Annotated in this window: 15 protein-coding genes; 7 read left to right on the forward strand and 8 right to left on the reverse strand. The window is 67.1% G+C overall.

Annotated features, from left to right (window positions below; genetic code table 11):
• Positions 1-56: 56 nt before the first annotated feature.
• Both CAL25_RS12695 and CAL25_RS12700 read left to right on the forward strand, forming a co-directional pair.
• Complete coding sequence (locus CAL25_RS12695) at positions 57-1,007, forward strand: MurR/RpiR family transcriptional regulator (protein WP_094800503.1); 951 nt, start codon at positions 57-59, stop codon at positions 1,005-1,007.
• Between the two features lie 43 nt (positions 1,008-1,050).
• A complete protein-coding gene (locus tag CAL25_RS12700; RefSeq protein WP_094800505.1) occupies positions 1,051-2,391 on the forward strand; it encodes an aspartate aminotransferase family protein in 1,341 nt (446 codons plus the stop codon).
• Between the two features lie 50 nt (positions 2,392-2,441).
• Here CAL25_RS12700 and CAL25_RS12705 read toward each other — a convergent pair whose 3' ends face one another.
• From CAL25_RS12705 to parE, 4 genes are all read right to left on the reverse strand, one after another.
• The gene (locus tag CAL25_RS12705; protein ID WP_094800507.1) at positions 2,442-3,641 is read right to left on the reverse strand and encodes a DUF418 domain-containing protein; all 1,200 of its coding nucleotides are present in this window, start codon (positions 3,639-3,641) and stop codon (positions 2,442-2,444) included.
• Positions 3,642-3,728: 87 nt separating this feature from the next.
• Positions 3,729-6,044, reverse strand: coding sequence for a DNA topoisomerase IV subunit A (gene parC / locus CAL25_RS12710; RefSeq protein ID WP_094800509.1), 2,316 nt, complete (start codon positions 6,042-6,044; stop codon positions 3,729-3,731).
• A gap of 31 nt (positions 6,045-6,075) precedes the next feature.
• On the reverse strand, positions 6,076-6,669 hold the full coding sequence (locus CAL25_RS12715) for a YcxB family protein (RefSeq protein ID WP_094800511.1): 594 nt from the start codon (positions 6,667-6,669) through the stop codon (positions 6,076-6,078).
• The gene (parE, locus tag CAL25_RS12720) at positions 6,669-8,630 is read right to left on the reverse strand and encodes a DNA topoisomerase IV subunit B (protein ID WP_094800513.1); all 1,962 of its coding nucleotides are present in this window, start codon (positions 8,628-8,630) and stop codon (positions 6,669-6,671) included. Before parE ends, CAL25_RS12715 begins: the two co-directional genes overlap by 1 nt.
• A gap of 324 nt (positions 8,631-8,954) precedes the next feature.
• Here parE and trxA point away from each other — a divergent pair, with 324 nt between their 5' ends.
• Entirely contained in the window at positions 8,955-9,281 is a 327-nt protein-coding gene (gene trxA / locus CAL25_RS12725) for a thioredoxin TrxA (protein ID WP_094800515.1), read from the forward strand.
• A gap of 138 nt (positions 9,282-9,419) precedes the next feature.
• Positions 9,420-10,676, forward strand: a complete 1,257-nt coding sequence (gene rho / locus CAL25_RS12730) for a transcription termination factor Rho (protein ID WP_094800517.1) — start codon at positions 9,420-9,422, stop codon at positions 10,674-10,676.
• A gap of 81 nt (positions 10,677-10,757) precedes the next feature.
• On the opposite strand, the gene CAL25_RS12735 is transcribed toward rho, so the two are convergent.
• Positions 10,758-14,393 (reverse strand): YhdP family protein, encoded by a 3,636-nt coding sequence (locus CAL25_RS12735; protein WP_249279058.1) that lies wholly within the window; start codon positions 14,391-14,393, stop codon positions 10,758-10,760.
• Positions 14,394-14,516: 123 nt separating this feature from the next.
• On the opposite strand from CAL25_RS12735, the gene glnE reads away from it, so the two are divergent.
• Both glnE and CAL25_RS12745 read left to right on the forward strand, forming a co-directional pair.
• Positions 14,517-17,327, forward strand: coding sequence for a bifunctional [glutamate--ammonia ligase]-adenylyl-L-tyrosine phosphorylase/[glutamate--ammonia-ligase] adenylyltransferase (glnE, locus tag CAL25_RS12740; protein ID WP_094800521.1), 2,811 nt, complete (start codon positions 14,517-14,519; stop codon positions 17,325-17,327).
• A 64-nt stretch (positions 17,328-17,391) separates the two neighbouring features.
• Complete coding sequence (locus CAL25_RS12745) at positions 17,392-18,066, forward strand: epoxyqueuosine reductase QueH (protein WP_094800523.1); 675 nt, start codon at positions 17,392-17,394, stop codon at positions 18,064-18,066.
• Positions 18,067-18,114: 48 nt separating this feature from the next.
• Here the strand turns inward: CAL25_RS12745 and CAL25_RS12750 are convergent, their stop codons facing one another.
• The gene (locus CAL25_RS12750; RefSeq protein ID WP_094800525.1) at positions 18,115-19,506 is read right to left on the reverse strand and encodes an L-serine ammonia-lyase; all 1,392 of its coding nucleotides are present in this window, start codon (positions 19,504-19,506) and stop codon (positions 18,115-18,117) included.
• A 219-nt stretch (positions 19,507-19,725) separates the two neighbouring features.
• Here CAL25_RS12750 and CAL25_RS12755 point away from each other — a divergent pair, with 219 nt between their 5' ends.
• A complete protein-coding gene (locus tag CAL25_RS12755) occupies positions 19,726-21,390 on the forward strand; it encodes a Na/Pi cotransporter family protein (protein WP_094800527.1) in 1,665 nt (554 codons plus the stop codon).
• Positions 21,391-21,435: 45 nt separating this feature from the next.
• Here the strand turns inward: CAL25_RS12755 and CAL25_RS12760 are convergent, their stop codons facing one another.
• A complete protein-coding gene (locus CAL25_RS12760) occupies positions 21,436-22,227 on the reverse strand; it encodes a dienelactone hydrolase family protein (RefSeq protein WP_094800529.1) in 792 nt (263 codons plus the stop codon).
• A 58-nt stretch (positions 22,228-22,285) separates the two neighbouring features.
• Complete coding sequence (locus CAL25_RS12765) at positions 22,286-23,131, reverse strand: ZIP family metal transporter (RefSeq protein ID WP_094800531.1); 846 nt, start codon at positions 23,129-23,131, stop codon at positions 22,286-22,288.
• Between the last annotated feature and the right edge of the window lie 117 nt (positions 23,132-23,248).

A 23,248-nucleotide genomic window follows, 5' to 3' on the forward strand; every position in this document is an offset into this window, starting at 1 on the left:
GAATGTTTTTTAACTAATATATAAAACAACATCTGTTTTATGGCCTCGCCTACATCATGCCTGATTTGCCGCTGCCCGAGGCGCTCGTCGACACGCTGCGGTCGCGCCTCGCCACCTTGCCCCCGGAACTGGAACGCGCCGCGCATTGGGTCGTCGCCCATCCTGTCGAGGTCGGGCTGTGGTCCATGCGCCGTCAGGCGCAGGCGGTCGGGGTCGCGCCGGCCACGATGCTGAGGCTGGCGCGGGCCACCGGACACGAGAGCTACGACGACTTTCGCCGACCCTTTCAGTCGGCGCTGGCCGCCCCGCGCGGGCCCGGCCTGCGGCAGCGCGCGGCGGCCCTGCAGGCGGCGAACGCGCCCGATCCGGATGCCGCTGGCCGCCGGCCAGGGCATGCGGTGCTGCAGGCGGCCCAGACCGACGCCATGGCTTCGGCGTGCGTGCTGAACACCCCGGCCGATCTCGACGCCGCCGCACTGACCGTGCTGGCCGCGCCACGGGTCGGATTCCTGGGCACGCGCTCCGCCTTCGGCATCGCCTTCCAGATGCGTTATGCCTACCAGCTCATTCGTCGCAACGGCGTCCTGATCGACGGCCTGGGCGACACGCACGCCGAGCAGATCGACGCCCTGCAGCACGGCGACGCGCTCGTGGTGTTGTCGCAGGCCCCCTACCCCACGGCCACGGTCGCCCTCACGCAGCAGGCCGTCGCGCGCGGCGTGGCCGTGATCGCGCTGACCGACTCGCCCCTGTCGCCGATCGCCGCCGACGCCCGCCACACGCTCCGGTTCGCGGGGAGCGACCTGGAGCAGGCGCAGGCGCAGCCCGCGGTGGCCGGGCCGGGGTCGTTCTTTCACACCACCGCCGGCCTGCTGGCACTGGCCGAGCATCTGGTGGCACGCATCACGGCGTGCGGCGGCGAAGCCGTGCTGGACCGCCTCGCCGACGTCGAGGCGCGCCTGCAGGCCGAGCAGGTGTATTGGCACCGTGCGCGGCAGTCCGGCTGAGCGCACGCAAGCCGTTTATCGATTCGAACCGCGCGGAGGCGCCATGAAACCGACCCATATCCTGCATCGCTCGCTGCGCCACACCCCTGCCACCGCGGTACGCGGCGAAGGCGTGTGGATCTACGACAGCGAGGGCCGTGCCTATCTCGATGGGTCGGGGGGCGCCGCGGTGTCCTGCCTGGGCCACAACCATCCCGAGGTGCGCGCGGCCATGCACGCGCAAATCGATGCGCTCGCCTATGCGCACACCGGCTTCTTCACGACGGAGGTGGCCGAGCGGCTCGCCGAACGGCTGGTGGCCGACGCTCCCGCGGGCACCTCGCATGCCTACTTCGTCTCCGGCGGCTCGGAGGCGGTCGAGGCGGCGCTCAAGATGGCCCGCCAGTATTACGTCGAGATCGGCCAGCCGCAGCGCCGCAACATCGTGGCGCGCCGTCAGAGTTACCACGGCAATACGCTGGGCGCGCTGGCCGTCGGCGGCAATGCCGCGCGCCGCGCGCAATTCGCGCCCTTGCTGATCGACGTGACGCACGTATCGCCCTGCTATGCCTACCGCGATCAGCGCCAGGACGAAACCGAAGCCCAATACGCGCAGCGCCTGGCCGACGAGCTCGAGGACACGTTCCTGCGCCTGGGGCCCGAGACGGTCATGGCCTTCGTGGCGGAGCCGGTGGTGGGCGCCACGCTTGGCGCCGTGCCCGGCGTGGGCGGCTACCTGCGCAAGGTGCGCGAGGTCTGCGACCGGCACGGCGTGTTGTTGATCGCGGACGAGGTGATGTGCGGCATGGGCCGCACGGGCACCCTCTATGCCGTCGAACAGGAGGGCGTGCTGCCCGATCTGATCACCATCGCCAAGGGACTGGGCGGCGGATATCAGCCGATCGGCGCGGTGATGGCGCAGGAGCGCATCGTATCGGCCATGCAGCGAGGCAGCGGGTTCTTTCAGCACGGCCACACCTACCTGGGCCACGCCATGGCGTGCGCGGCGTCACTCGCCGTGCAGGAGGTCATCCAGCGCGACAATCTGCTGGCCCAGGTGCGCCGGCAGGGTGACGGACTGCGCGCGCGCCTTCAGGCCCGGCTCGGCGATCATCCGCATGTCGGAGACATTCGTGGCCGCGGGCTTTTCATGGGCGTGGAGCTGGTGGCCGACCGTGCCACCCGGCAGGTGTTCGACCCTGCCCGGTCGTTACACGCACAGATCAAACGCGAGGCGATGGCCCGTGGCCTGATGGTGTATCCGATGGGCGGCACCATCGACGGGCGACACGGCGATCACGTCCTGATCGCGCCGCCGTTCATCATCACCGACGACGAGCTCGATCAATTGGTCGCGCGGCTCGCCGAGGCGATCGACGCCGCCATCGGCGGGCTGACGCGCTGAGACACGGCTTGCGCCAGCGCGGCCGTCATGCCGCGACGGCCGCGATCCGCTCATCCCCGCCGGCGCCAGGCCGGGCGGCGCGCGTAGGTCGCGGCGCGCAACAGCCATTCCACCGGACCGTATTCGTGATGCCGCAGCCACCACGCGGACCACGGCGCCTGCGCGGCAAAAATCGCGAGCGCGATCAGCACGGTCTGGAGCGGCGACACCGTGCCGACGAGGCGCAGCCCCCAGGCGGTGAACACGAACGCGCACACCACCGACTGCATCAGATAATTGCTGAGCGCCATGCGCCCCATCGGCGCCAGCCAGCCCAGCAGGCGCGGGCCGATCGCCGTGCGCCAGACCAGAAAAAAGACGCCCGCATACGAGAGGCTCAATAGCGGCGCCGTGAAGAGCCCGATGGCAAGACCGATCACGGTATAGGCTTCGGGCACCTCCGGCAGACCGGAGGACGCATACACGGCCGCCCCGGCCAGCCCGGCCGGCAGGCACAACGCGATCAGAAGACCCAGCGTGCGCGCCGATTGCCACGGCGCGACGAGCGCACCGCGGCGACCGAGCGCCAGCCCGGCGAGAAACATCGCGAGCACGTAAGGCCCCTGCACCAGCAGCACCATGAACCACGTCGTTTCGATCAGCTCGCGTGCGTGCTGGGCGATCGTGGACCCGATGGTGCCGCGGTAGGCCTCGGCCGCGGCCCGCGGGCCGTCGTAGCTGATGGCGGGCGGCTGCATCGCCTGCGGGTCGAGCGTGGCGAGCCCGCCCAGCAGCAGCCATCCCAGCGAGGCCAGCGTGATCACGAACAGCGCGGCGTTCAGCGCGCGAGCCGGCGCCATGTCACGGCACGCCAGCAGGATCAACGCCAGCACGCCGTAGGTGACGAGAATATCGCCGTGATAGAACAGAAACGCGTGAATCAGGCCGAGCAGGACGAGCACACCGAAACGGCGCAGCAGCCTCGACACCGGCGCCACACCGGCGCGCGCGGCCGAATCCAGCTGCAGCGAAAAGCTGTAGCCGAAGAGAAACGAGAACAGCAGATAGAACTTGGTTTCGAACAGCCAGGCGACGGTCCACAGCACCGTGCCGTCGAGAGGCCGATCAAAGTTTGGATCGGCCACCGCGTATCCGTAGTAGGTGGACGCGAACACGTTGATGTTCACGAGCAGAATGCCGAACAAGGCAAATCCGCGCAGGGCATCGAGGTGCGTCAGACGCGAGGCGGTGGGATCGGGGAGTAGCGGCATGGATGAACGCGGCGCGGCCCGCGGCGGCAGCCGGTAAGAATGCAAAAACGGCGATGAGCCTCGAGGCCCATCGCCGCCAGACACCGGTCAGAAGACCGGCGAGAGCAGCGGCTGCTTGGGCCGCACGTCGAGCTGACGGCCCTTGCGAGCGCGCTTGCCAACGTAGGGCGTGAGCGCCGTGCCCGCGAGGATGTCCTCGGTGGGCTTGTTGCGATAGATGCCGGTCGCGCGCACCCCGGCCTTGCCGATGGGCACGGCCTGCTCGAGCTTGTCGTTGGGATCCAGGCCCATCAGGATGGTGCCGCGGCCGCCCCCCGACAGGGCTTTGACCTCGTCCAGCCCGAACACCAGGAACTTGCCCTTGGCCGACAGCAGCGCCAACTGCGCCGCGCCCTCGAAGAGCGGCACCGGGCGCAGCAACGCATCGCCCGCCTCGAGCGTGACGAATTGCTTGCCGCCGCGCTGGCGGCTGCTCATGTCGGACAGGCGCGTGGCAAAGCCGTAGCCGCCCTGCGTGGCCAGCAGCCAGCGCGTGTCGGGCGCCGCCGCGATGGTATGCACGATGCGCGTGCCGGATTCCAGATCGATCATCGTGGTGACCGGCTGACCGTCGCCGCGCGCCGACGGCAGGCCCGCCACCGCCACGGTGTAGACGCGGCCGTTGTCGCCCACCGCGATCAGCGTGTCGGTCGTGCGGCACTCGAATGCGCCGTAGAGATCGTCGCCCTGCTTGAAGCTGAATTGCGCGGCATCGTGGCCGTGGCCCTGACGCGCACGCAGCCAGCCCTTTTGCGACACGATGACCGTGACCGGCTCGTCGACGACCTTGGTCTCGAGCACGGCGCGCTCGGCGGTCTCGATGAGGGTGCGGCGCTCGTCGCCGAACTGCTTGGCGTCGGCCTCGATCTCTTTGATGAGCAGGCGCTTCAGCGAACTGGGATTGTCGAGCAGGTCTTGCAGCTTCACCTGCTCTTCGCGCTTGTCGGCGAGCTCCTGCTCGATCTTGAAGCCTTCGAGACGCGCCAACTGGCGCAAACGCATTTCGAGGATGTCTTCGGCCTGACGCTCGGACAGCGAGAAGCGCGTCATGAGCGCTTCTTTGGGCTCGTCGGATTCACGGATCGTCTGGATCACCTCGTCGACATTGAGGTAGACCACCATCCGGCCTTCGAGCACATGGATGCGATCAGCGACCTTATCGAGGCGGTAGCGCGTGCGGCGCACGACGGTGTCCGTGCGGAACGCGACCCACTCCTCGAGCACTTCGCGCAAGCCCTTCTGGCGCGGACGGCCATCCGTGCCGATGCACACGAGATTGATCGGCGCGTTGCTTTCCATGCTGGTCTGGGCGAGCAGCGTGTTCACGAAGTCGTCGCGATCGACCTTGGACGTCTTGGGCTCGAACACCAGACGCACGGCGGCATCCTTGCCCGACTCGTCGCGCACGGTATCCAGCAGGCTCAGCATCACTGCCTTGGACTGCTGCTGTTCGGGCGACAGGGCCTTCTTGCCGGCGCGCACCTTGGGATTGGTGAGCTCTTCGATTTCTTCGAGCACCTTCTGGCCAGAGGTGCCCGGCGGCAGTTCCGTGACGACCAGTTGCCACTGACCGCGCGCCATCTCTTCGAACTGCCAGCGCGCGCGCACCTTCAGCGAGCCACGCCCGGTGGTGTAGATCTGCGCGATATCGGCCGGCGCGGTGATGATCTGGCCGCCGCCCGCGAAGTCGGGGCCGGGGATGAACGCGAGCACGTCTTCGTCGGCGAGCTTGGGATTGCGGATCAGCGCCACGCAGGCGGCCGCGACCTCGCGCAGATTGTGCGGCGGAATCTCGGTGGCCATGCCCACGGCGATGCCCGACGCGCCGTTGAGCAGCATGACGGGCAGGCGGGCCGGCAGCATCTGCGGCTCTTGCTGGCTGCCATCGTAGTTGGGCACGAAGTCGACCGTGCCCTCGTCGAGCTCGTCGAGCAGCAGGCGCGCGAACGGGGTCAGGCGCGCTTCGGTATATCGCATCGCGGCGGCGTTATCGCCGTCGCGCGAACCGAAGTTGCCGTGGCCATCGATCAGCGGATAGCGCAGCGAGAAATCCTGCGCCATGCGGACCATGGCGTCGTACGCGGCCTGGTCGCCGTGCGGGTGATATTTGCCCAGCACGTCGCCCACCACGCGCGCCGACTTCACGGGCTTGGCGTTGCCGCCCAGCCCCATGGCCTGCATGGCGTAGAGAATGCGGCGTTGCACCGGTTTCTGGCCGTCGCCCACGTCCGGCAGCGCGCGCCCGCGCACCACCGAAACGGCGTAATCCAGATAGGCCTGCTCGGCATAACGGCCCAGCGTGATGGCCTCGTCGTCGCCCCCGGAAGGCGCGTCGAACAGGCCGGCTTGGTTGGTATCGGTCATGATCAGTCTTTATCCAATATGCGCTTCTTGCTCAGTCGGGCTGCAGCTGCGATCCGCTCACGTGCGCACGCACCTGCGCCCGCACCGCGGCCAGCGCGGCCGGATCCTGGCCCCGCTTGGGCAGGATCACGCCCTGCAGCGGCGCGATGAACAGGAAGAGGTAATCCGGGGTTTCTTCGGCGCTACGCACCATGTCCCAGGGCACGCTGCCCGAGGCATGCTCGGTCGCGTCGCCGATGCCGTCGTCCTCGAACAGAAAGTGATGGCGTCCCAGGAAAGGATTGTCGGGCTCGCGTGCGAAGGCACGGCGCACGTTGAAACGCGCCATCGCCGGCACCGCATGTTCGAACACCAGGGCCATCAGCAGCAGCGTGCCCAGCCCGACCACCGCGCTCTGCGCGAAGGCCGGCAGCACCACCGACAGACTGGTGCCCAGGCCGGCGCTCGAGCTGCGTGCCGCCGTGTAGAGCAGCAGACCCACGGCCATGATGATCCCGAACCGGATATGGCTCTTGATCCGGCGGCGGCGCAATTCGGGCCGGCGGTGCGCGTAGGTGATGAACGTCTGGTAATCGTCGAGCGTCAGATCCACCGTGAGCGGCGCGGGGGGCGTCACCTGCGTCATCAGATGTCGAGCTCCGCGAGATTGCCCTTTTCTTCGATCCACGCGCGGCGCTGGGACGACTCACCCTTGCCCATCAGCATGTCGAACAGACGCGTGGTGTCTTCGGGCGTCAGGTCGCCATAGCCCACCGGCAGGAGGCGGCGGGTGTCGGGGTTCATCGTGGTTTCCCAGAGTTGCTCGGGATTCATTTCGCCCAGACCTTTGAAGCGGCTGACGCTCCAGGCGCCTTCACGCACGCCTTCCTTGCGCAGCTTGTCCTGCGCGGCTTCGAGCTCGCCCGAATCGAGGCAGTACACCTTGCGCGCCGGACGCTTGCCCTGCGCGGGCACGTCGAGGCGGAACAGCGGCGGACGCGCCACGTAGACGTGACCCGCCTCGACCAGCTTGGGGAAGTGGCGATAGAACAGCGTGAGCAGCAGCACCTGGATGTGCGAGCCGTCGACGTCCGCGTCGGACAGGATGCAGACGCGGCCATAGCGCAGGCCCGAGAGATCGGGCGTGTCGTTCGGACCGTGCGGATCGACGCCGATCGCCACGGCGATGTCGTGGATTTCGTTGTTGGCGAACAGCCGGTCGCGGTCGACCTCCCAGGAGTTGAGCACCTTGCCGCGCAGCGGCAGGATGGCCTGGAATTCTTTGTCGCGGCCCATCTTGGCCGAACCGCCCGCCGAGTCACCCTCGACCAGGAAGACTTCGGTGCGCGTCGCGTCGCTGGACTCACAGTCGGTGAGTTTGCCCGGCAATACCGCCACGCCCGAACTCTTGCGCTTCTCGACCTTCTGGGCGGAACGCGCGCGTGCCTGGGCCTGCCGGATGGCGAGCTCGGCGAGCTTCTTGCCGAACTCGACATTGCTGTGCAGCCACAGATCGAGCGCGCTCTTGGAAAAGCCGCCGACCAGCCGCACGGCGTCGCGGCTGTTCAAGCGCTCCTTGATCTGCCCCTGGAACTGCGGATCCAGCACCTTGGCCGACAGCACGAAGCTCGCGCGAGCGAACACGTCTTCGGGCAACAGCTTCACGCCCTTGGGCAGCAGGCTGTGCAGCTCGGCGAAGCTCTTGACCGCGCCGAACAGGCCCTCGCGCAGGCCGGACTCGTGCGTGCCGCCCGCGGGAGTCGGGATCAGGTTGACGTAGGACTCGCGCACGACGTTGCCGTCGTCGGTCCAGGCCACCACCCACTGAGCTCCCTCGCCCTCGGCGAAGCTCTCGTGATCCGCGCCGGCGTACTGCTCGCCCTCGAAGAACGGCACCATCAGCTCGGCTCCGGCCAGCGCCTCGGCCAGATAGCCGCGCAGGCCCTCCGTGTATTGCCAGGTCTTGGTGTCGCCGGTCTTTTCGTTGACCAGCTGGACCTTCACGCCCGACAACAGCACGGCCTTGCTGCGCAGCAGGTGCGTGAGTTCGCCCAGCGGAATATTCGGACTGTCGAAGTACTTGGGATCGGGCCAGACGCGCACCCGGGTGCCTGCCTTCTTGCGGCCCGCTTCGGGATACGGCGCGAGCGCTTCGGTGACGTCGCCGCCTTCGAAGACCAGGCGATGCACGCCGCCATCGCGCCAGACGACCACCTCGAGCCGCTTGGCCAAGGCATTGGTGACCGACACGCCGACGCCGTGCAGGCCGCCGGAGAAGGCATAGGCGCCGCCGCCCGCCTTATCGAATTTGCCCCCGGCGTGCAGCCGGGTGAAGACCAGCTCGACCACGGGCGCGTTTTCTTCGGGATGCATGCCGACGGGGATACCGCGGCCGTCATCTTCGACGGAAATGCTGCCATCGGCATGCAAAGTGACCTGGATCTGCTTGCCATGACCGGCAAGTGCCTCGTCGGCCGCGTTGTCGATGACCTCCTGCACGATGTGCAGGGGGTTTTCGGTGCGGGTATACATACCCGGGCGCTGGCGCACAGGCTCCAGCCCCTTCAGGACGCGGATCGACGATTCGGTGTAACGTGGTGTCGCCAAGTTATCCCCAACATCTGTGGAAAAAAACCGACATTCTACGGACAAGCCCTTATTCGGCGCGCCTTTCGGTGGAATGCGCACGAGCTGAGCAACCCGGAATTCGGTAGGATGGACAGGATGCGCCCGGCTGGGGAGCCGGTTGCGCCGCATCATGCTACACAAAACCGGCAAACCCTGTTGTTATCGACAGTGGTATGCTTTAATCCTTACCCTAACAAGTCACAGAGGGCGGCTGCCGCAGGCGCGCCACTGGCGAGCCGGTCCCCGGGCCCCCGGGGCAGTAGTTCCGGCCCATCCCTCCTCCCCCCGTCGAGAATCAGATCCATGAGCGAGCAAATCAAGAACGTCAGCGACGCCAGCTTCGAAGGCGACGTGCTCCAATCGGCCCAGCCCGTGCTGGTCGACTACTGGGCCGCCTGGTGTGGTCCCTGCAAGATGATTGCGCCGATCCTCGAAGAAGTCGCCACCGAGTACGCCGGCCGCCTGACGGTCGCCAAGCTCAACGTCGATGAAAACCAGGAAACCGCCGCCAAGTACGCCGTGCGTGGCATTCCGACCCTCATGCTCTTCAAGAACGGCCAGGCTGCCGCGACCAAGGTCGGTGCCCTGTCCAAGTCTCAACTGACCGCCTTTCTGGACAGCGCGTTGTAAAATACGCGCTGCGGACCGCGCCGCGCTGCGCCGGGAGCCACGCTCCCGGAATACGCAAGCGGCGCGACACTACCGCGCGGGCCCGTCCGTGGCCTGCCGCCAGATCCCGTCTCCCTCTTTTCCCCCTATTTCACCGCGATGCACCTCAATGAACTGAAGGCGCTGCACGTGTCGCAGCTGCTGGAAATGGCCGCTGGCCTGGAAATCGAGAACGCCAACCGCCTGCGCAAGCAGGAGTTGATGTTCGCCATCATGAAGCGGCGCGCCAAGCAAGGCGAGCAGATCTTCGGCGACGGCGTCCTCGAAGTCCTGCCCGACGGCTTCGGCTTCCTGCGCTCGCCCGAAACGTCGTATCTGGCCAGCACGGACGACATCTACATCTCGCCCTCGCAGATCCGCCGCTTCAACCTGCACACGGGTGACTCGATCGAAGGCGAAGTCCGCACGCCCAAGGATGGCGAGCGCTACTTTGCCCTGGTGAAGGTCGACAAGGTCAACGGCGTCACGCCCGAGACCATCAAGCACCGCATCATGTTCGAGAACCTGACGCCGCTGCACCCGAACCAGGTGATGCGTCTGGAACGCGAGATCAAGAGCGAAGAAAACCTCACCGGCCGTATCCTCGACATCTTCGCCCCGATCGGTAAAGGCCAGCGCGGCCTGATCGTGGCGCCGCCGAAGTCGGGCAAGACCGTGATGATGCAGCACATCGCGCATGCCATCACGACCAACTACCCCGACGCCGTCCTGATCGTCCTGCTCGTCGACGAGCGCCCCGAAGAAGTCACCGAAATGCAGCGCACCGTGCGCGGCGAAGTCGTGGCCTCGACCTTCGACGAACCGGCCACCCGCCACGTGCAGGTCGCCGAAATGGTGATCGAAAAGGCCAAGCGCCTGGTCGAAATGAAGAAGGACGTGGTGATCCTGCTCGACTCGATCACCCGTCTGGCGCGTGCCTACAACACCGTGGTGCCGGCCTCCGGCAAGGTGCTCACCGGCGGTGTCGACGCCAACGCCCTGCAGCGCCCCAAGCGCTTCTTCGGCGCGGCGCGCAATCTCGAAGAAGGCGGTTCGCTCACCATCCTGGGCACCGCGCTGATCGAAACCGGCAGCCGCATGGATGAAGTCATCTATGAAGAATTCAAGGGCACCGGCAACTCCGAAGTCCACCTCGAGCGCCGTCTGGCCGAGAAGCGTGTCTATCCGGCCATCAACCTGAACAAGTCGGGTACCCGCCGCGAAGAGCTGCTCATCAAGCCCGAGCTGCTGCAAAAGGTGTGGGTGCTGCGCAAGTTCATCCACGACATGGACGAAATCCAGTCGATGGAGTTCATCGTCGACAAGATGCGCGCCACCAAGACGAACGCCGAATTCTTCGACATGATGAAGAAGTAAGCCGAACGTCGGCAGTATCGAAAACGGGAGCCGCGAGGCTCCCGTTTTACATGGGTCGAATCGGCGGGCGTGGCTGCCCGATCAGCTGCCGCCGGTGCCGAAATCGGCCGCCGGATCTTCCTGCACCCGCGGGACGCGGGTTTCAATCGGGGCGATCTTGGGGTCGTCCCAGGATCCCGTGACCGCGTATTCCGCCGACATGGCGCGAGCGAGCGGTTGCTTGAGCAACCACTGCGTCAGAAAGGCGCCCAGGCCGATCAGCGGATTCACGATGGCGGCCGTGGCCACGGCCGCGCCGCTCGCGTCGATGTTCGGAATCACCACCGTTTTCAGGTCCCAGCGCTCGTCGATGATATTGGTGGTGCCGGCCAGCACGATGGCGGCCACCGGGCCGTTGACCTTGAAACCTTCGGTCCGGACCAAGCCATCGTTGATGGCCACATCGCCCCGCACCGTATCGAACGGGAAGCCCTCGCGCAGCACGCCGGCGGGATTCAGATCGAGCTTGCTCAGCCGCTGCAGCGACTGCAGCGACAGCAGCTCGAGCAGCCGCGCCGTGCGGGAGTTGACGTTGAGAAAACGGCCTTTGTCCAGGCTGAGCAACAAGGCGCCATCCACATTGGCGAGGTTGTGCGTCCAGGGCAGATCCTGCCAGGACAGATTGCCGTCGAGCGTGCCGCTGCCGCCCGCCATCACCTGCTTCAGGCCGACCTGGTCGAGCAGCTTGCCCATGTCCGCGAACTTAGTTTTGACGTCGATCGACAGGCCGCGCTGAGCGCCCTCGAGCCGCCAGGTGCCGGTCGCGTCGAGCGAGGCCGCGTCGTTGGTGATCTGCAGCGTGTCGAGACGCCAGAGTTTGCCCCGCTCCAGATTGGTGCCCAGCAGCCGCAGCTTGCCCAGTGGTTTGTCGTACAGCACGAACTGGTCGGCGACGAGATCGACGGCGGGAATATCGGAGAGGTCGGTCCCTTCGTTCAGCGCATCCTTGGCCTGGTTGGTGTCGTCCGAGCCGCCCAGGGCCAGGTGTTTGAAGCGCGCGGTGATGCGCCCCGCGATCACCTGCGACGCTTCGGTCCATTCGAGCGCCCCCTTGGCCTGACGGGAATCGATGTCCACGCGCCATTGATCCGGCGCGGGCCGTTGCGCATACAACTTCAGATTGTCGAGCACGTAACCGCCCGCACGCAGCTTCTCGGTGGCCAGATTCACCTGGGCCGCCGGCGGCAGCGCGGGCCGGCTGTTCGCCACCGGGCGCGCGCTCTTCACCGCGGGTTCGTCGAACGCATCGATGACGGTATTCCAGCCATCGAGATCGAGCGCGGGCACGGTCGCCGCGAGGCTGAGGCCCGTCGGGGGCAGCACGGCCGCGCGGTTCACGCCCACCGCGCCGCGCGAGAAATAACTGGCGCGCAGCGCCGGGTCGCGCTCCAACAGCACGTTGATGTTTTCGCCGAGGCTGCCCGAGAGCCAGCGCCGGTCGCGCGCGCCGGCGTCGGTCGCGGCGCTCCATTGCAGCGACAGCGGCAGCGCGCTCGCGGCCGGCTTGCCCACGGGCGCCGGCATGTCGATCGCCAGGCCGTCGAGGTCGGATTTGACCGAGATGTCGACCGCACCGCCCCGCAGATAGCTGAGCTGCCCGCTGTAGCGAGTCCGGCCGGAAAAGCGCTTCATGGCCTGGGCGTTAATCAGTTCGCCGAGCGCCTCGCCGGCCAGCGTGCCTTCGACCCGCAGCGGTTCGGCACCCTGCTCCATCTTGCCCCACACGCGCGCCGGGCCGCCCAGGAACTGCCCCTTGATGTCCTTGACCTCGAGCCCCCGCTCGGTGAACAGCAGCTCTCCTTGCACCTGATTGAACACCGGGATCTCGGGCATGAAACGGAAGCTACCACCGTTGAAGATCACCTTGCCCGCCACGCGCGAATCGTCGGCGTTGAGCAGGGGGACGTCGAGCTTGAGCGGCACATGCCAGTCGCCCTGCCCGCTGGCTTCGTCGAGCGCGCCGTCGAGCAGGCCACCCAGCGGGGAATGCGCCACCAGCGCAAGGTAGGCGGGCACCGAGCCGTGCGAATCGCCGTCGACCGTGAGCGTGGCGTCGTGCTCCATGTCGGGAATCACGGCGTGGACTTTGCCCAGCGAGAGCGTCTCTTTGTCGCTGGTGCGGATGCGGCCCTCGCCCGGCGAGTCCAGGGTCAGGCTGGCACGGTCGATGGCAAAGCTGCCGCCGAGGTTTTCGAGCCGGGGCCAGGCCTTGCGCCCGGGTCGCGCCGGCGCGTAATCGACGATGGCGTCGCGATACGCGCCCGCCAGCCGGAACTCGCCCACGGCGCCCGGGGCGGAAAAGGGAAAGCCGTCCAGATCGCCCCGGATCGTGATGGCCGCGTCGCGGATCTCGCCGGCGGGCAGCCCGTAGGCAAGCCAGTCGCGTGCGTCCTGGTTGACCTCCAGCGGCAGGTAACGATGAATCGCGGACATGGCGGCGCGCGACAGACTGCCGCGCAGGTCGGCCGTGCCCGCGGGCGTACTGCCCTCGGCCCGCCAGGTGCCTTGCAGACGGCCCTGCAGGTCATCGTTGACCAGACTGAGCTCGCGCAGGTCGAGCCGCAGCGGCTGACCCGGCGGCTCGACCCACCGGCCGTCGAAGACGGCCTGGTGCGCATCGAGCGTCGGCGTGGCGAACACCTCGGGCAGGGCCACGCTCGCCCGATCGAGCTTGAGCCTGACCGACACCCCGCGGCCGTCGGCGCTGCGCGCGAGCGGCACATCGGCGAACGCCACGATGTCGCCGGGCGATCCTTCGGCATGCAGGCTGGCGCTCGAAAACTTCGCCTGCGTTTTGCCGTCGTCGGCACGCCACGCGCCCCCTCGGGCCAGGGCGTCGGCGCTGAAGCCGGTGATCTTGCCGGCGGCCATGTCGGCCCAGGCCCGCGCGGAGAATCGGCCCTGCACATGCACGGGCAGATCGAGCCAGCGCTTCCAGGCCATCGGTTCGGCATCGATGAGCTCGGCGTACAGTTGGCCGCTCCAGTTGGCGGGATCGCGCGACGCACCGCGCACGAACAGCGCCCGGTTGTACTCGCCCTTCACGTTCAGCGACGCGCCCAACTCGGCCGGCGGGCGGGCGCGCAGCGCGAAGCGGTGCGACAGGGCGCCGTTGCGTACGACAAAATTCAGGTCGGTGAGCGCGATTTCGGGCACCTGCCGCAGCTCGTCCTGCCAGCGCAAGGTCGCGCCGTGCAGGCTCAACTCGCGCTGACGCATGAGCCAGCGCATGAGCGGCGACTGGCCGTCGCCCGTTTCGCTGAGATCGAATGACTGCCCCGCGACCCAAAGATGATTATCCGCGGCGCGCCGCAAGGTCACGTCGGCGTTGTCGATGCGCAGATTCAGGAGCCGCGGCGAGAGCAGCAGCACGCTGCGCCAGCCGAGCGTGGCCGCCACCTTGGGCAGTTCGAGCACGGACTGCCCGGTCTGCGGGTCGTGGATGCTGACGCCCAGCAGCCGCAGTCGCGGATTGAGTCCACGCCAATCGGCGCTCAGGTGTTCGATCGAGACCTTGGTGCCCAGCGTCTCGCTGGCGTATTGTTCGATGTCCGGCCGCCAGCGGTCCACCTGCGGCAGCACCCAATACCGCAGCCCGATGAAACCGGCGGCCGCCACGCAATAGAGGGCAAATAGCCCCCAGAACAGGCGTCGGATCAATTTGCGGGAAACGGACACGTTGGATGATCGGGAAAGTGCATTCTCAGGTATCGTCCCCTTATACATTAAACCTGTCCGTCCTGCGCAGCGCCGGCGAACTGCCTGACGGGCTCGCCCGCCTCTTTTGTAGCGAAATACATCATGACTCGATCCGATCTGCTGGCTCCTGCCCTCGCCTGGTCCGGGCATCTGCGCCGCCGCCTCGACGCGCATCCCGATCTGGCCGCCTGGCTGACCTCGGCCGCACCGCACGCCGTCACGCCCAATGTGCTGGCATCGTGGCAGGCCGAACTCGCCGGACCGGACGCGCCCGACACCCTGAGCGTGGAGCAGTGCCGTGTCGTGTTGCGGCGCCTGCGCGAGCGCGTGTTTCTGGCCCTGATCGTGCGTGACGTGGCCGGGCTGGCGGATCTCGAAGAAGTCGTGGGCGCGATGACGGCACTGGCCGATACGGCCGTGGCCACGGCATACCGCAGCGTCGCCGCAGAACTCGCCGCCACCCATGGCCTGCCGCGCGAACAGAGCGGCGGCGAACCGCAGGAGATGCTGATCGTCGGCATGGGAAAGCTGGGCGGTTGCGAGCTCAACGTCTCGTCCGATATCGACCTGGTCATGCTGTATGGCGACGAGGGCGAGACCGATGGCCCCCGCCGCATCAGCAATCATGAGTTCTATGGCCGACTGACGCGCCGCATGATGCCGGTGATCTCCGAGGTCGATGCCGAGGGTCAGGTGTTCCGCACCGACCTGCGGCTGCGCCCCGACGGCGACGCGGGCCCGCTGGCCTGGAGCCTGGATGCGTTCGAACACTACCTGATCGGCCAGGGCCGCGAGTGGGAGCGCTATGCGTGGCTCAAGGCGCGCCTGATCCCGGCGCAGGCCTTCGCGGGCAGCGATAGCGCGCCGCAGGAGCGCGTGCTCGAGAGCCTGCGCGTGCCGTTCGTGTACCGCAAGTACTTCGATTTCGACGCGCTGGCCGCGCTGCGCTCGCTGCGCGAACGCATCCGCCAGGACTGGCAGCGCCGCGCGCTGTCGCGCAATGGCGTGGACAGCGCCAACAACATCAAGCTGGGCGACGGCGGCATCCGCGAAATCGAGTTCGTGGTGCAGCTGTCGCAACTGATCCGGGGCGGCCGCATGCCCGCGCTGCAGCGCCGTGGATTGCTCGAAGCGCTGCATGCCGAACGCCAGGCCGGCCTGCTCGGCGCGGAAGACGCCGAGCGGCTCGAGGCGGCGTATCGCTTCCTGCGCCGCACCGAGCACATGCTGCAGTATCGCGAAGACGAACAGACCCACCTGCTGCCGGGCGACCCCGCGCAGCGCGCCGCGCTGGCCCAGGCGCTGGGCCTGAGCCCCGAAGAATTCGAGCAGACGCTCGCCGCGCACCGGCAGTTCGTCTCGCAGACCTTCCGCAATGCGTTCCGGCTGGCCGGCATGGGCGAAGAGGAACAGCAGGAACGCGCGCCCGCCCAGGATACGGGCGCCCAGGGCAACGCCCAGGCAGCCGGTGACACCGACGGCGATGCCGAAGACCGGCTCGCGAGCCAGATCCAGGCGGCCTTTGGCGAGCAGGCGCCCGATCTCGTGCGCCGCACCGAATCGCTGCTCGGCAGCCACCGCATCCGCAGTCTGCCGGAGAGCAGCCGACGCCGGCTCGAGGCGCTGCTGCCGGCGGCGCTGGCCGCCGCGCAACAGACGCCCGCGCCCATGGATGCCGCGACGCGCCTGCTCGACCTGATCGAAGCGATCGCCCAGCGCAGCGCCTATCTAGCGCTGCTGGCCGAGTATCCCGACACCCTGGCGCGCGTGGCGCGCATGGTGGCCGCGAGCCCGTGGGCCGCTCAATACCTCACTCAGCATCCCCTGCTGCTCGACAGCCTGATCGACTGGCGCACGCTGTTCCAGGCGCTGGACTTCGCTCAGATCGCGCGCAGCCTGTCCGCCGATCTTGATGCCTGCGTGCTGCCCGGCGGCGAGCCCGACATCGAACAGCAGATGAACCTCATGCGCGACGTCCAGCGTCAGGCCAGCTTTCAGCTGCTGGCCCAGGACCTGGAGGGCGAGCTCACGGTCGAGAAGCTCGCGGACCAGCTGTCGGCGCTGGCCGATCTGCTGCTGGCCGAAACCATCCGGCGCGTCTGGCCGCTGGTCAATCGTCAGGCGGGCGCCGAGCCGCGCTTCGCCGTGATCGCCTACGGCAAGCTGGGCGGCAAAGAACTGGGCTACGCCTCGGATCTGGATCTGGTGTTCGTGTTCGACGACCCGCGCGAAGACGCGCCGGAGCTCTACGCCAAACTCGGCCGCCGGATGACCTCATGGCTCTCGACCATGACCTCGTCGGGCCGGCTCTACGAGATCGACCTGCGCCTGCGCCCCGACGGCGACGCCGGCCTGCTGGCCGTGTCGCTCGAAGCCTTCGAGCAGTATCAGCGCAAGCATGCCTGGCCATGGGAACACCAGGCGCTCACGCGCGCCCGCTACGCGGCCGGTGACACCACCGTGGGCGCCGCCTTCGAGCGCATCCGGGCCGACATCCTGGTCACGCCGCGGGATGCCGCGAAGCTGCGCGAAGAGGTGTTGAGCATGCGTGAAAAGATCAATGCCGGTCACCCCAATACCAGCGGCCTGTTCGATCTCAAGCACGATCGTGGCGGCATGGTCGATGTGGAATTCGTCACGCAGTATCTGGTGCTGTGCCACGCGGGCGAACATCGCGTGCTGGTCAACAACCTGGGCAACATCACCCTGCTGCGCCTGGCGGGCGAAGCCGGGCTGATCGATCCCGCGGCCGCGCGCGCCGCCGGCGATGCCTATCGCACGCTGCGGCGCGCCCAGCACAAGCTGCGTCTCAAGGGCATCGACAAGGCGCGGGTGCCGGCGGATCAGCTCACCGAAGAACGGCAGGCCGTGACCCAGCTCTGGGACGCGGTGCTGGGGGCGCCGTCCGCCTGAGTGGCAGCGCTGCTGCAAGTCGTCGTAAAATAACGGTTTTCCGCCTGAAAGCCCGCTTTTTGCCATGTCCGAACTCGTGCGCCCCAAACTCGAACTGCCCAAGGGCCGCAGCAAGGTGCTGATGCACTCGTGCTGCGCCCCCTGCTCCGGCGAGGTCATGGAAGCCATGACCGCCTCGGGCATCGACTACGCGATCTACTTCTACAACCCGAACATTCATCCGGTCAAAGAGTACGAGATCCGCAAGCAGGAAAACATCCGGTTCGCCGAGCAGCACGGCATCGAATTCATCGATGCCGACTACGACATGGACAACTGGTTCGATCGGGTCAAGGGTCTCGAGGATTCGCCCGAGCGCGGCGAGCGCTGCACGGTGTGCTTCGACATGCGCTTCGAGCGCACCGCGCTCTACGCCCACGAACATGGCTTCGATACCATCACCAGTTCGCTCGGCATCTCGCGCTGGAAAGACATGAACCAGATCAACGGCTGCGGCGAGCGCGCGGCCGGTCGCTACGACGACCTGATCTACTGGACCTACAACTGGCGCAAGGGCGGCGGATCGGCGCGCATGATCGAGATCAGCAAGCGCGAAAACTTCTATCAGCAAGAGTATTGCGGCTGCGTCTATTCGCTGCGCGACACCAACCGCCATCGCCGTTCGCAGGGCCGCGAACGCATCCACATCGGCGTGAAGTTCTACGGCAAGGAAGACCTGATCAACGAAGAACAGCTCTGACCCACGCAGAGCCATCAGCGGGGGGCGCCATGCGCCCCCCGCTTCATTTCAGCATTCCACGATGTTCACGGCCAGACCGCCGCGGGCGGTTTCCTTGTACTTGGTCTTCATGTCGGCGCCGGTTTCGCGCATGGTCTTGATCACCGAATCCAGCGACACATAATGCTTGCCGTCGCCGCGCAGCGCCATGCGGGCGGCGTTGACGGCCTTGACCGATGCCATGGCGTTGCGCTCGATACAGGGGATCTGCACCAGACCGCCGACCGGGTCGCAGGTCAGGCCGAGGTTGTGCTCCATGCCGATCTCGGCCGCGTTCTCGACCTGCTCGACCGTTCCGCCGAGCACCGCGGCCAATGCCCCGGCCGCCATCGAACAGGCCACGCCCACCTCGCCCTGGCAGCCGACTTCGGCGCCCGACAGCGACGCGTTGTATTTGTAGAGCAGCCCGATGGCGGCGGCTGTCAGCAGGAATTCGCGGATGCCCGCTTGCGACGCACCTGGCACGAAACGATCGTAGTAGTGCATGACGGCGGGAATGATGCCGGCCGCGCCGTTGGTGGGCGCCGTCACGACCCGGCCGCCGGCGGCGTTTTCTTCGTTGACCGCCATGGCATACAGATTGACCCAGTCGAGCGCCGACAAGGGATCCGCCAGCGCGCGCTCGGCGCGCTGCGTGAGGCTGCGGTAGAGCTCGGCGGCACGCCGGCGCACCTTGAGCGGCCCCGGCAGATCGCCGTCGGCCTCGGGGTAATCGATGCCACAGCCGCGCGAGACACAGGCCTGCATGACCTCCCAGATCCGGTCGAGGCCCGCCTCGATCTCGTCCTGGGCGCGCCAGGTCAGTTCGTTGCGCATCATGAGGCCGGCGACCGACAGGCCGCTGGTACGGCACATGTGCAGCAGCTCACGCCCGGTGCGGAACGGAAACGGCAGTTGATCGTGGGCCGCGATGACCTGGGCATTCGCCGCGCCGGCGGTCACGACGAAGCCGCCGCCCACCGAGAGATAGCGAGCCTCGCGCAGCGAATTGCCCTCGGCATCGAAGGCGTGGAACTTCATGCCGTTTGGATGTTCGGCCATGGCTTCGCGGCGATAGAACAGCAGGTGTTCCTTTTCGATGAACGGCACGCGATGATGACCGAGCACCGGCATCACGCGGCTGGCGCGCACGGCCTGCAGCATGCCCGCCACCGCCACCGGATCCACGGTGTCGGGCGCCTCGCCCATCAGGCCGAGCATCACCCCTTTGTCGGTTCCGTGTCCCTTGCCCGTCGCGCCGAGCGAGCCGTAGAGTTCGGCGCGCACGTGGGCGACACGAGGCAACAGGCCATCGCGCTCCAGACCCTGCGCGAACAGCAGCGCGGCGCGCATGGGTCCGACGGTATGCGAGCTGGACGGCCCAATGCCTATCTTGAAGAGATCGAATACGGATACCGCCACGGCCACTCCTGCTGGTGTCAAACGGGGAACATGATTCGCGCCCATGATACGCGGGCATACCACCCGCGCAAGGTTGGGCGCAGAATGGGGCGGACACGAATCGAAAGCACCACCTAAACGTGTCCATTGCGCGCCGCCGCATGCGATCATTACAAAATTATTTCATGTCATATTTCCGCCGGGTCGGCACCCGGCGGAAAGTCAGGCCTGAGGAGTGTCATGTCGGGACTGTTGCCGTTATTGGATTTCGCGGGATACGTCGCCCTGCTGCTGTGGGGCGTGCATATGGTGCAGACGGGTGTGCAGCGCGCGTTCGGCGCGGCGCTGAGCGCAGCGTTGGGCAAGGCGCTCGGCACGCGGCTGCGCGCTTTTCTGGCCGGTCTGGGCATCACGGCGGTGTTGCAGAGCAGCACCGCGACGGGCCTGATGATCACCGGCTTTGCGGCCGGTGGCGTGGTGAGCCTGGTCCCCGCGCTCGCCGCCATGCTGGGCGCCAACGTCGGCACCACGCTGATCGTGCAGTTGCTGTCGTTCGATCTCACGGCCGCCGCGCCCATCCTGATCCTGATCGGCGTATGGATGTTCCGCCGTTCGCAGCCCGGCCGCTCGCGCGACCTCGGGCGGGTCTTCATCGGCCTGGGTCTGCTGTTGATGGCCCTGCATCTGCTGGTGGAGCTCTTCGCCCCCTTCGAAAGCGCGCCGCTGCTGGCGGTGATCCTGGGCGCCCTCGGCAGCCAGCCGGTGGCGGCCGTGCTGATCGCGGCCGCCCTCACCTGGGCCGCCCATTCCAGCGTCGCCGTCGTCGTGCTCATCATGTCGCTGGTGAGTCACGGCATCGTCGAACCGCACGTGGCGTTCGCGCTGGTGCTGGGCGCCAACCTGGGCACCGCGGTGAATCCGATGCTCGAAGGCGTGACGGGCGATGACCCGGCCGCTCGCCGCCTGCCGCTGGGCAACCTGCTCACCCGCGTCGCGGGCGTGCTGGTGGGCGTGATCCTGCTGCCATGGATCGAGCCTTGGCTCTCCGGCATGGCGAGCGGCGATTCCGCGCGCGCGGTCGCCAACTTCCACACGCTCTTCAACATCGTGATCGCGCTGGTGTTCCTGCCGCTCCTCACGCCGTATGCGGCCTTTCTCACCCGTTGGCTGCCCAAGCGGGCCGATCCCAACGACCCGTCCCGGCCGCAATACCTCGACGAATGGGCGCATGACGTTCCTGCCGTGGCACTGGGCAACGCGGCGCGCGAATCGCTGCGCCTGACCGACATGCTGCAGACCCTGCTGCTCTACGCGCGCGCCGGCTTCAAGCGCGACAACCGCCACCGCATGGTGCAGGCGCGTCAGATCGACACGGCCGTCGACAAGCTCGAAAACGCCATCACGACCTACGTGGCGACGCTGGACCACGAAAACATGACGCAGGAAGATCGCCAGCGCGTGGACAGCATCATCGCCTTCGCCAGCAACATCGGGCACGCTGCCGACATCGCGTATCACGGGCTGCTGGGCCACGTGGGCAAGCTGCGCAAGCAGGGATTGGCGCTCACGCCGGAGCAGCGCGACCGGATCGACGAAACGCTCGCCGCCCTCATCGCCAATCAGCGTCAGGCGGCGGCACTGTTCGTGAACGACGACGTGCGCCAGGCCCGCGCGCTCGCGGGCGAGAAATCACGCTTTCGCGCGCTCGAGGCCGAAGCCGCCGACACGCATCTCGCGCAGATCAAGTCGGGCAAGGTCGAGTCGGCCGATGTGGGCGCCCTCTATCTCGACATCCTGCGCGACATGAAGGGCATCAACTCTCATCTCATCGGCGCCTCGGCCTACCCGCTGCTGGCGCGCCACGGCGAACTGCTGCCCAGCCGTCTGCGCGACGCGGGCAACTGATACCAAAGCAAAGGCGGCCCGGATCCGGGCCGCCTTGTCGGGCGATCAGCCCAGGTGACGCTGGAACCACGTCAGCATGCGGGCCCAGCCGTCGCGCGCGTCTTCGGCGCGGTAGCTCGGCCGGTAATCGGCCAGGAACGCGTGACCGGACTCGGGATACACCACGAAGCTCGACGCCTTGCTGGCGTCGTTACCCGACTGCAGCCGTTGCTTCATGGTGTCGATGTCGGCGAGCGGAATGCTGTGATCCTGCGCGCCATACAGCCCCAGCACCGGGCCATGCAGCTGACCCGCGATGTCGAGGGGCACCTGCTTGATCAGCGGGCCGTGGCCTTCCGCCAGCTTGCCGTACCAGGCCACGCCGGCCCGCACCTTGGGATTGTGGGCGCTGTACATCCAGGTGATGCGCCCGCCCCAGCAAAAGCCAGTGATGCCCAGGCGGCTCGTGTCGCCGCCGTTCTTGCCGGCCCAGGCTACGCAGGCGTCGAGGTCCGCGTAGACCTGCTCGTCGGGCACTTTGGCCACGAGCTCGGAAATCAGCTTGGGAATGTCGTCGTACGCCGAAGCGTCGCCCTGGCGCTGATAGAGCTCGCTGGCGATCGCCAGATAGCCGGCATGCGCGAGCCGGCGGCAGAGGTCCTTGATGTGCTCATGGACGCCGAAGATCTCCTGGACCACCAGGATGACCGGCAGCTTGTCCTTGCCCGCGGGCGCGGCGTAATAGGCGTTCTGCGTGCCATCGGCCACCGGCAGGGCGAAGTCGCCGTGCACGAGGCCGGCGGCGTCGGTGTGAATGGTGGTGTCGGCGGGCTGGCCGGCGGCGGCGGCAAAATTCATGGGCGGACTCCTGACGGGATGGAAGAGGTCCCGGCAGCCAGCCCGCGCGACCGCGAGATCAATGCGTGTGCGGTGCCTCGATACGCGCAGGACCGTGGTCGTGGGCGTGATCGTGGCCGTGGTCGTGGCCGTGATGCATGAACGAGGTGACGCCATAAATGATGACGACACCGATGCCCACCAGCAGCAGCTGTGGCACCGCATCGGCCAACGTCACCCGCTCGTGCATTTGCGGCATCAGGTCGGCTACCGAGATATACAGGAAGCTGCTGGCGGCGATCACCAGCACGTACGGAACGAGGTTCTGCGCTTCCTGCAACACGAAATATCCTACACCGCCGCCGATGGCCGTGCACAGGCTGGTGAAGAGGATCAACCCGAACGCGCGCTTGCGCTGCAGGCCCGCGTTGATCAGCACCACGAAGTCGCCCAGCTTGTGAGGCACTTCGTGCACGATGATCGAGGCCGCCGTCAGCAGGCCCAGCACCGGATCGGTGAGGAACGCCGCGGCGACCAGAACACCGTCGCACAGGTTGTGCAGCGAACTGCCGATCAGGATCAGCACGCCGCCGCGCCCCGCCTCGTGGCGATCGTGACCCTTGTGGTGGTGGTGCCCATCGCCTTCGTGGTGATGGCTATGGCGCAGCAGCGCGATCTTCTCGAGCACGAAAAAGCCGATGAGGCTGGCAAGCATCAGGCCGAAGAGCGTGTGCACATCGGCTTGCGCCGACTCGAACGCCTCGGGCAGCAGATGCAGGAGCGCGACCGACAGCAGAACGCCCACCGACAGGCTGACCATGTGATGGAGATAACGGGCAAAGACGCGATAGGCGAGCCAGCTCGCGACCGAGATGGCGATCAGACCGCCAGCAATCGTGGCCAGGACGATCCAGAGTAGCAACATGGGGAGAAAATCGGTGGGGGGCGAAAGCGCAACATTATATCGTTGCAGCCGCGCGGGAGGAAATCGGCCTCGGCCAGCCGGGCAGCGCGGCAGGGAACGCGCGGACGCGCTCCCTGC

It is taken from the genome of Bordetella genomosp. 5, from assembly GCF_002261315.1.
Lineage (GTDB): Bacteria > Pseudomonadota > Gammaproteobacteria > Burkholderiales > Burkholderiaceae_B > Bordetella.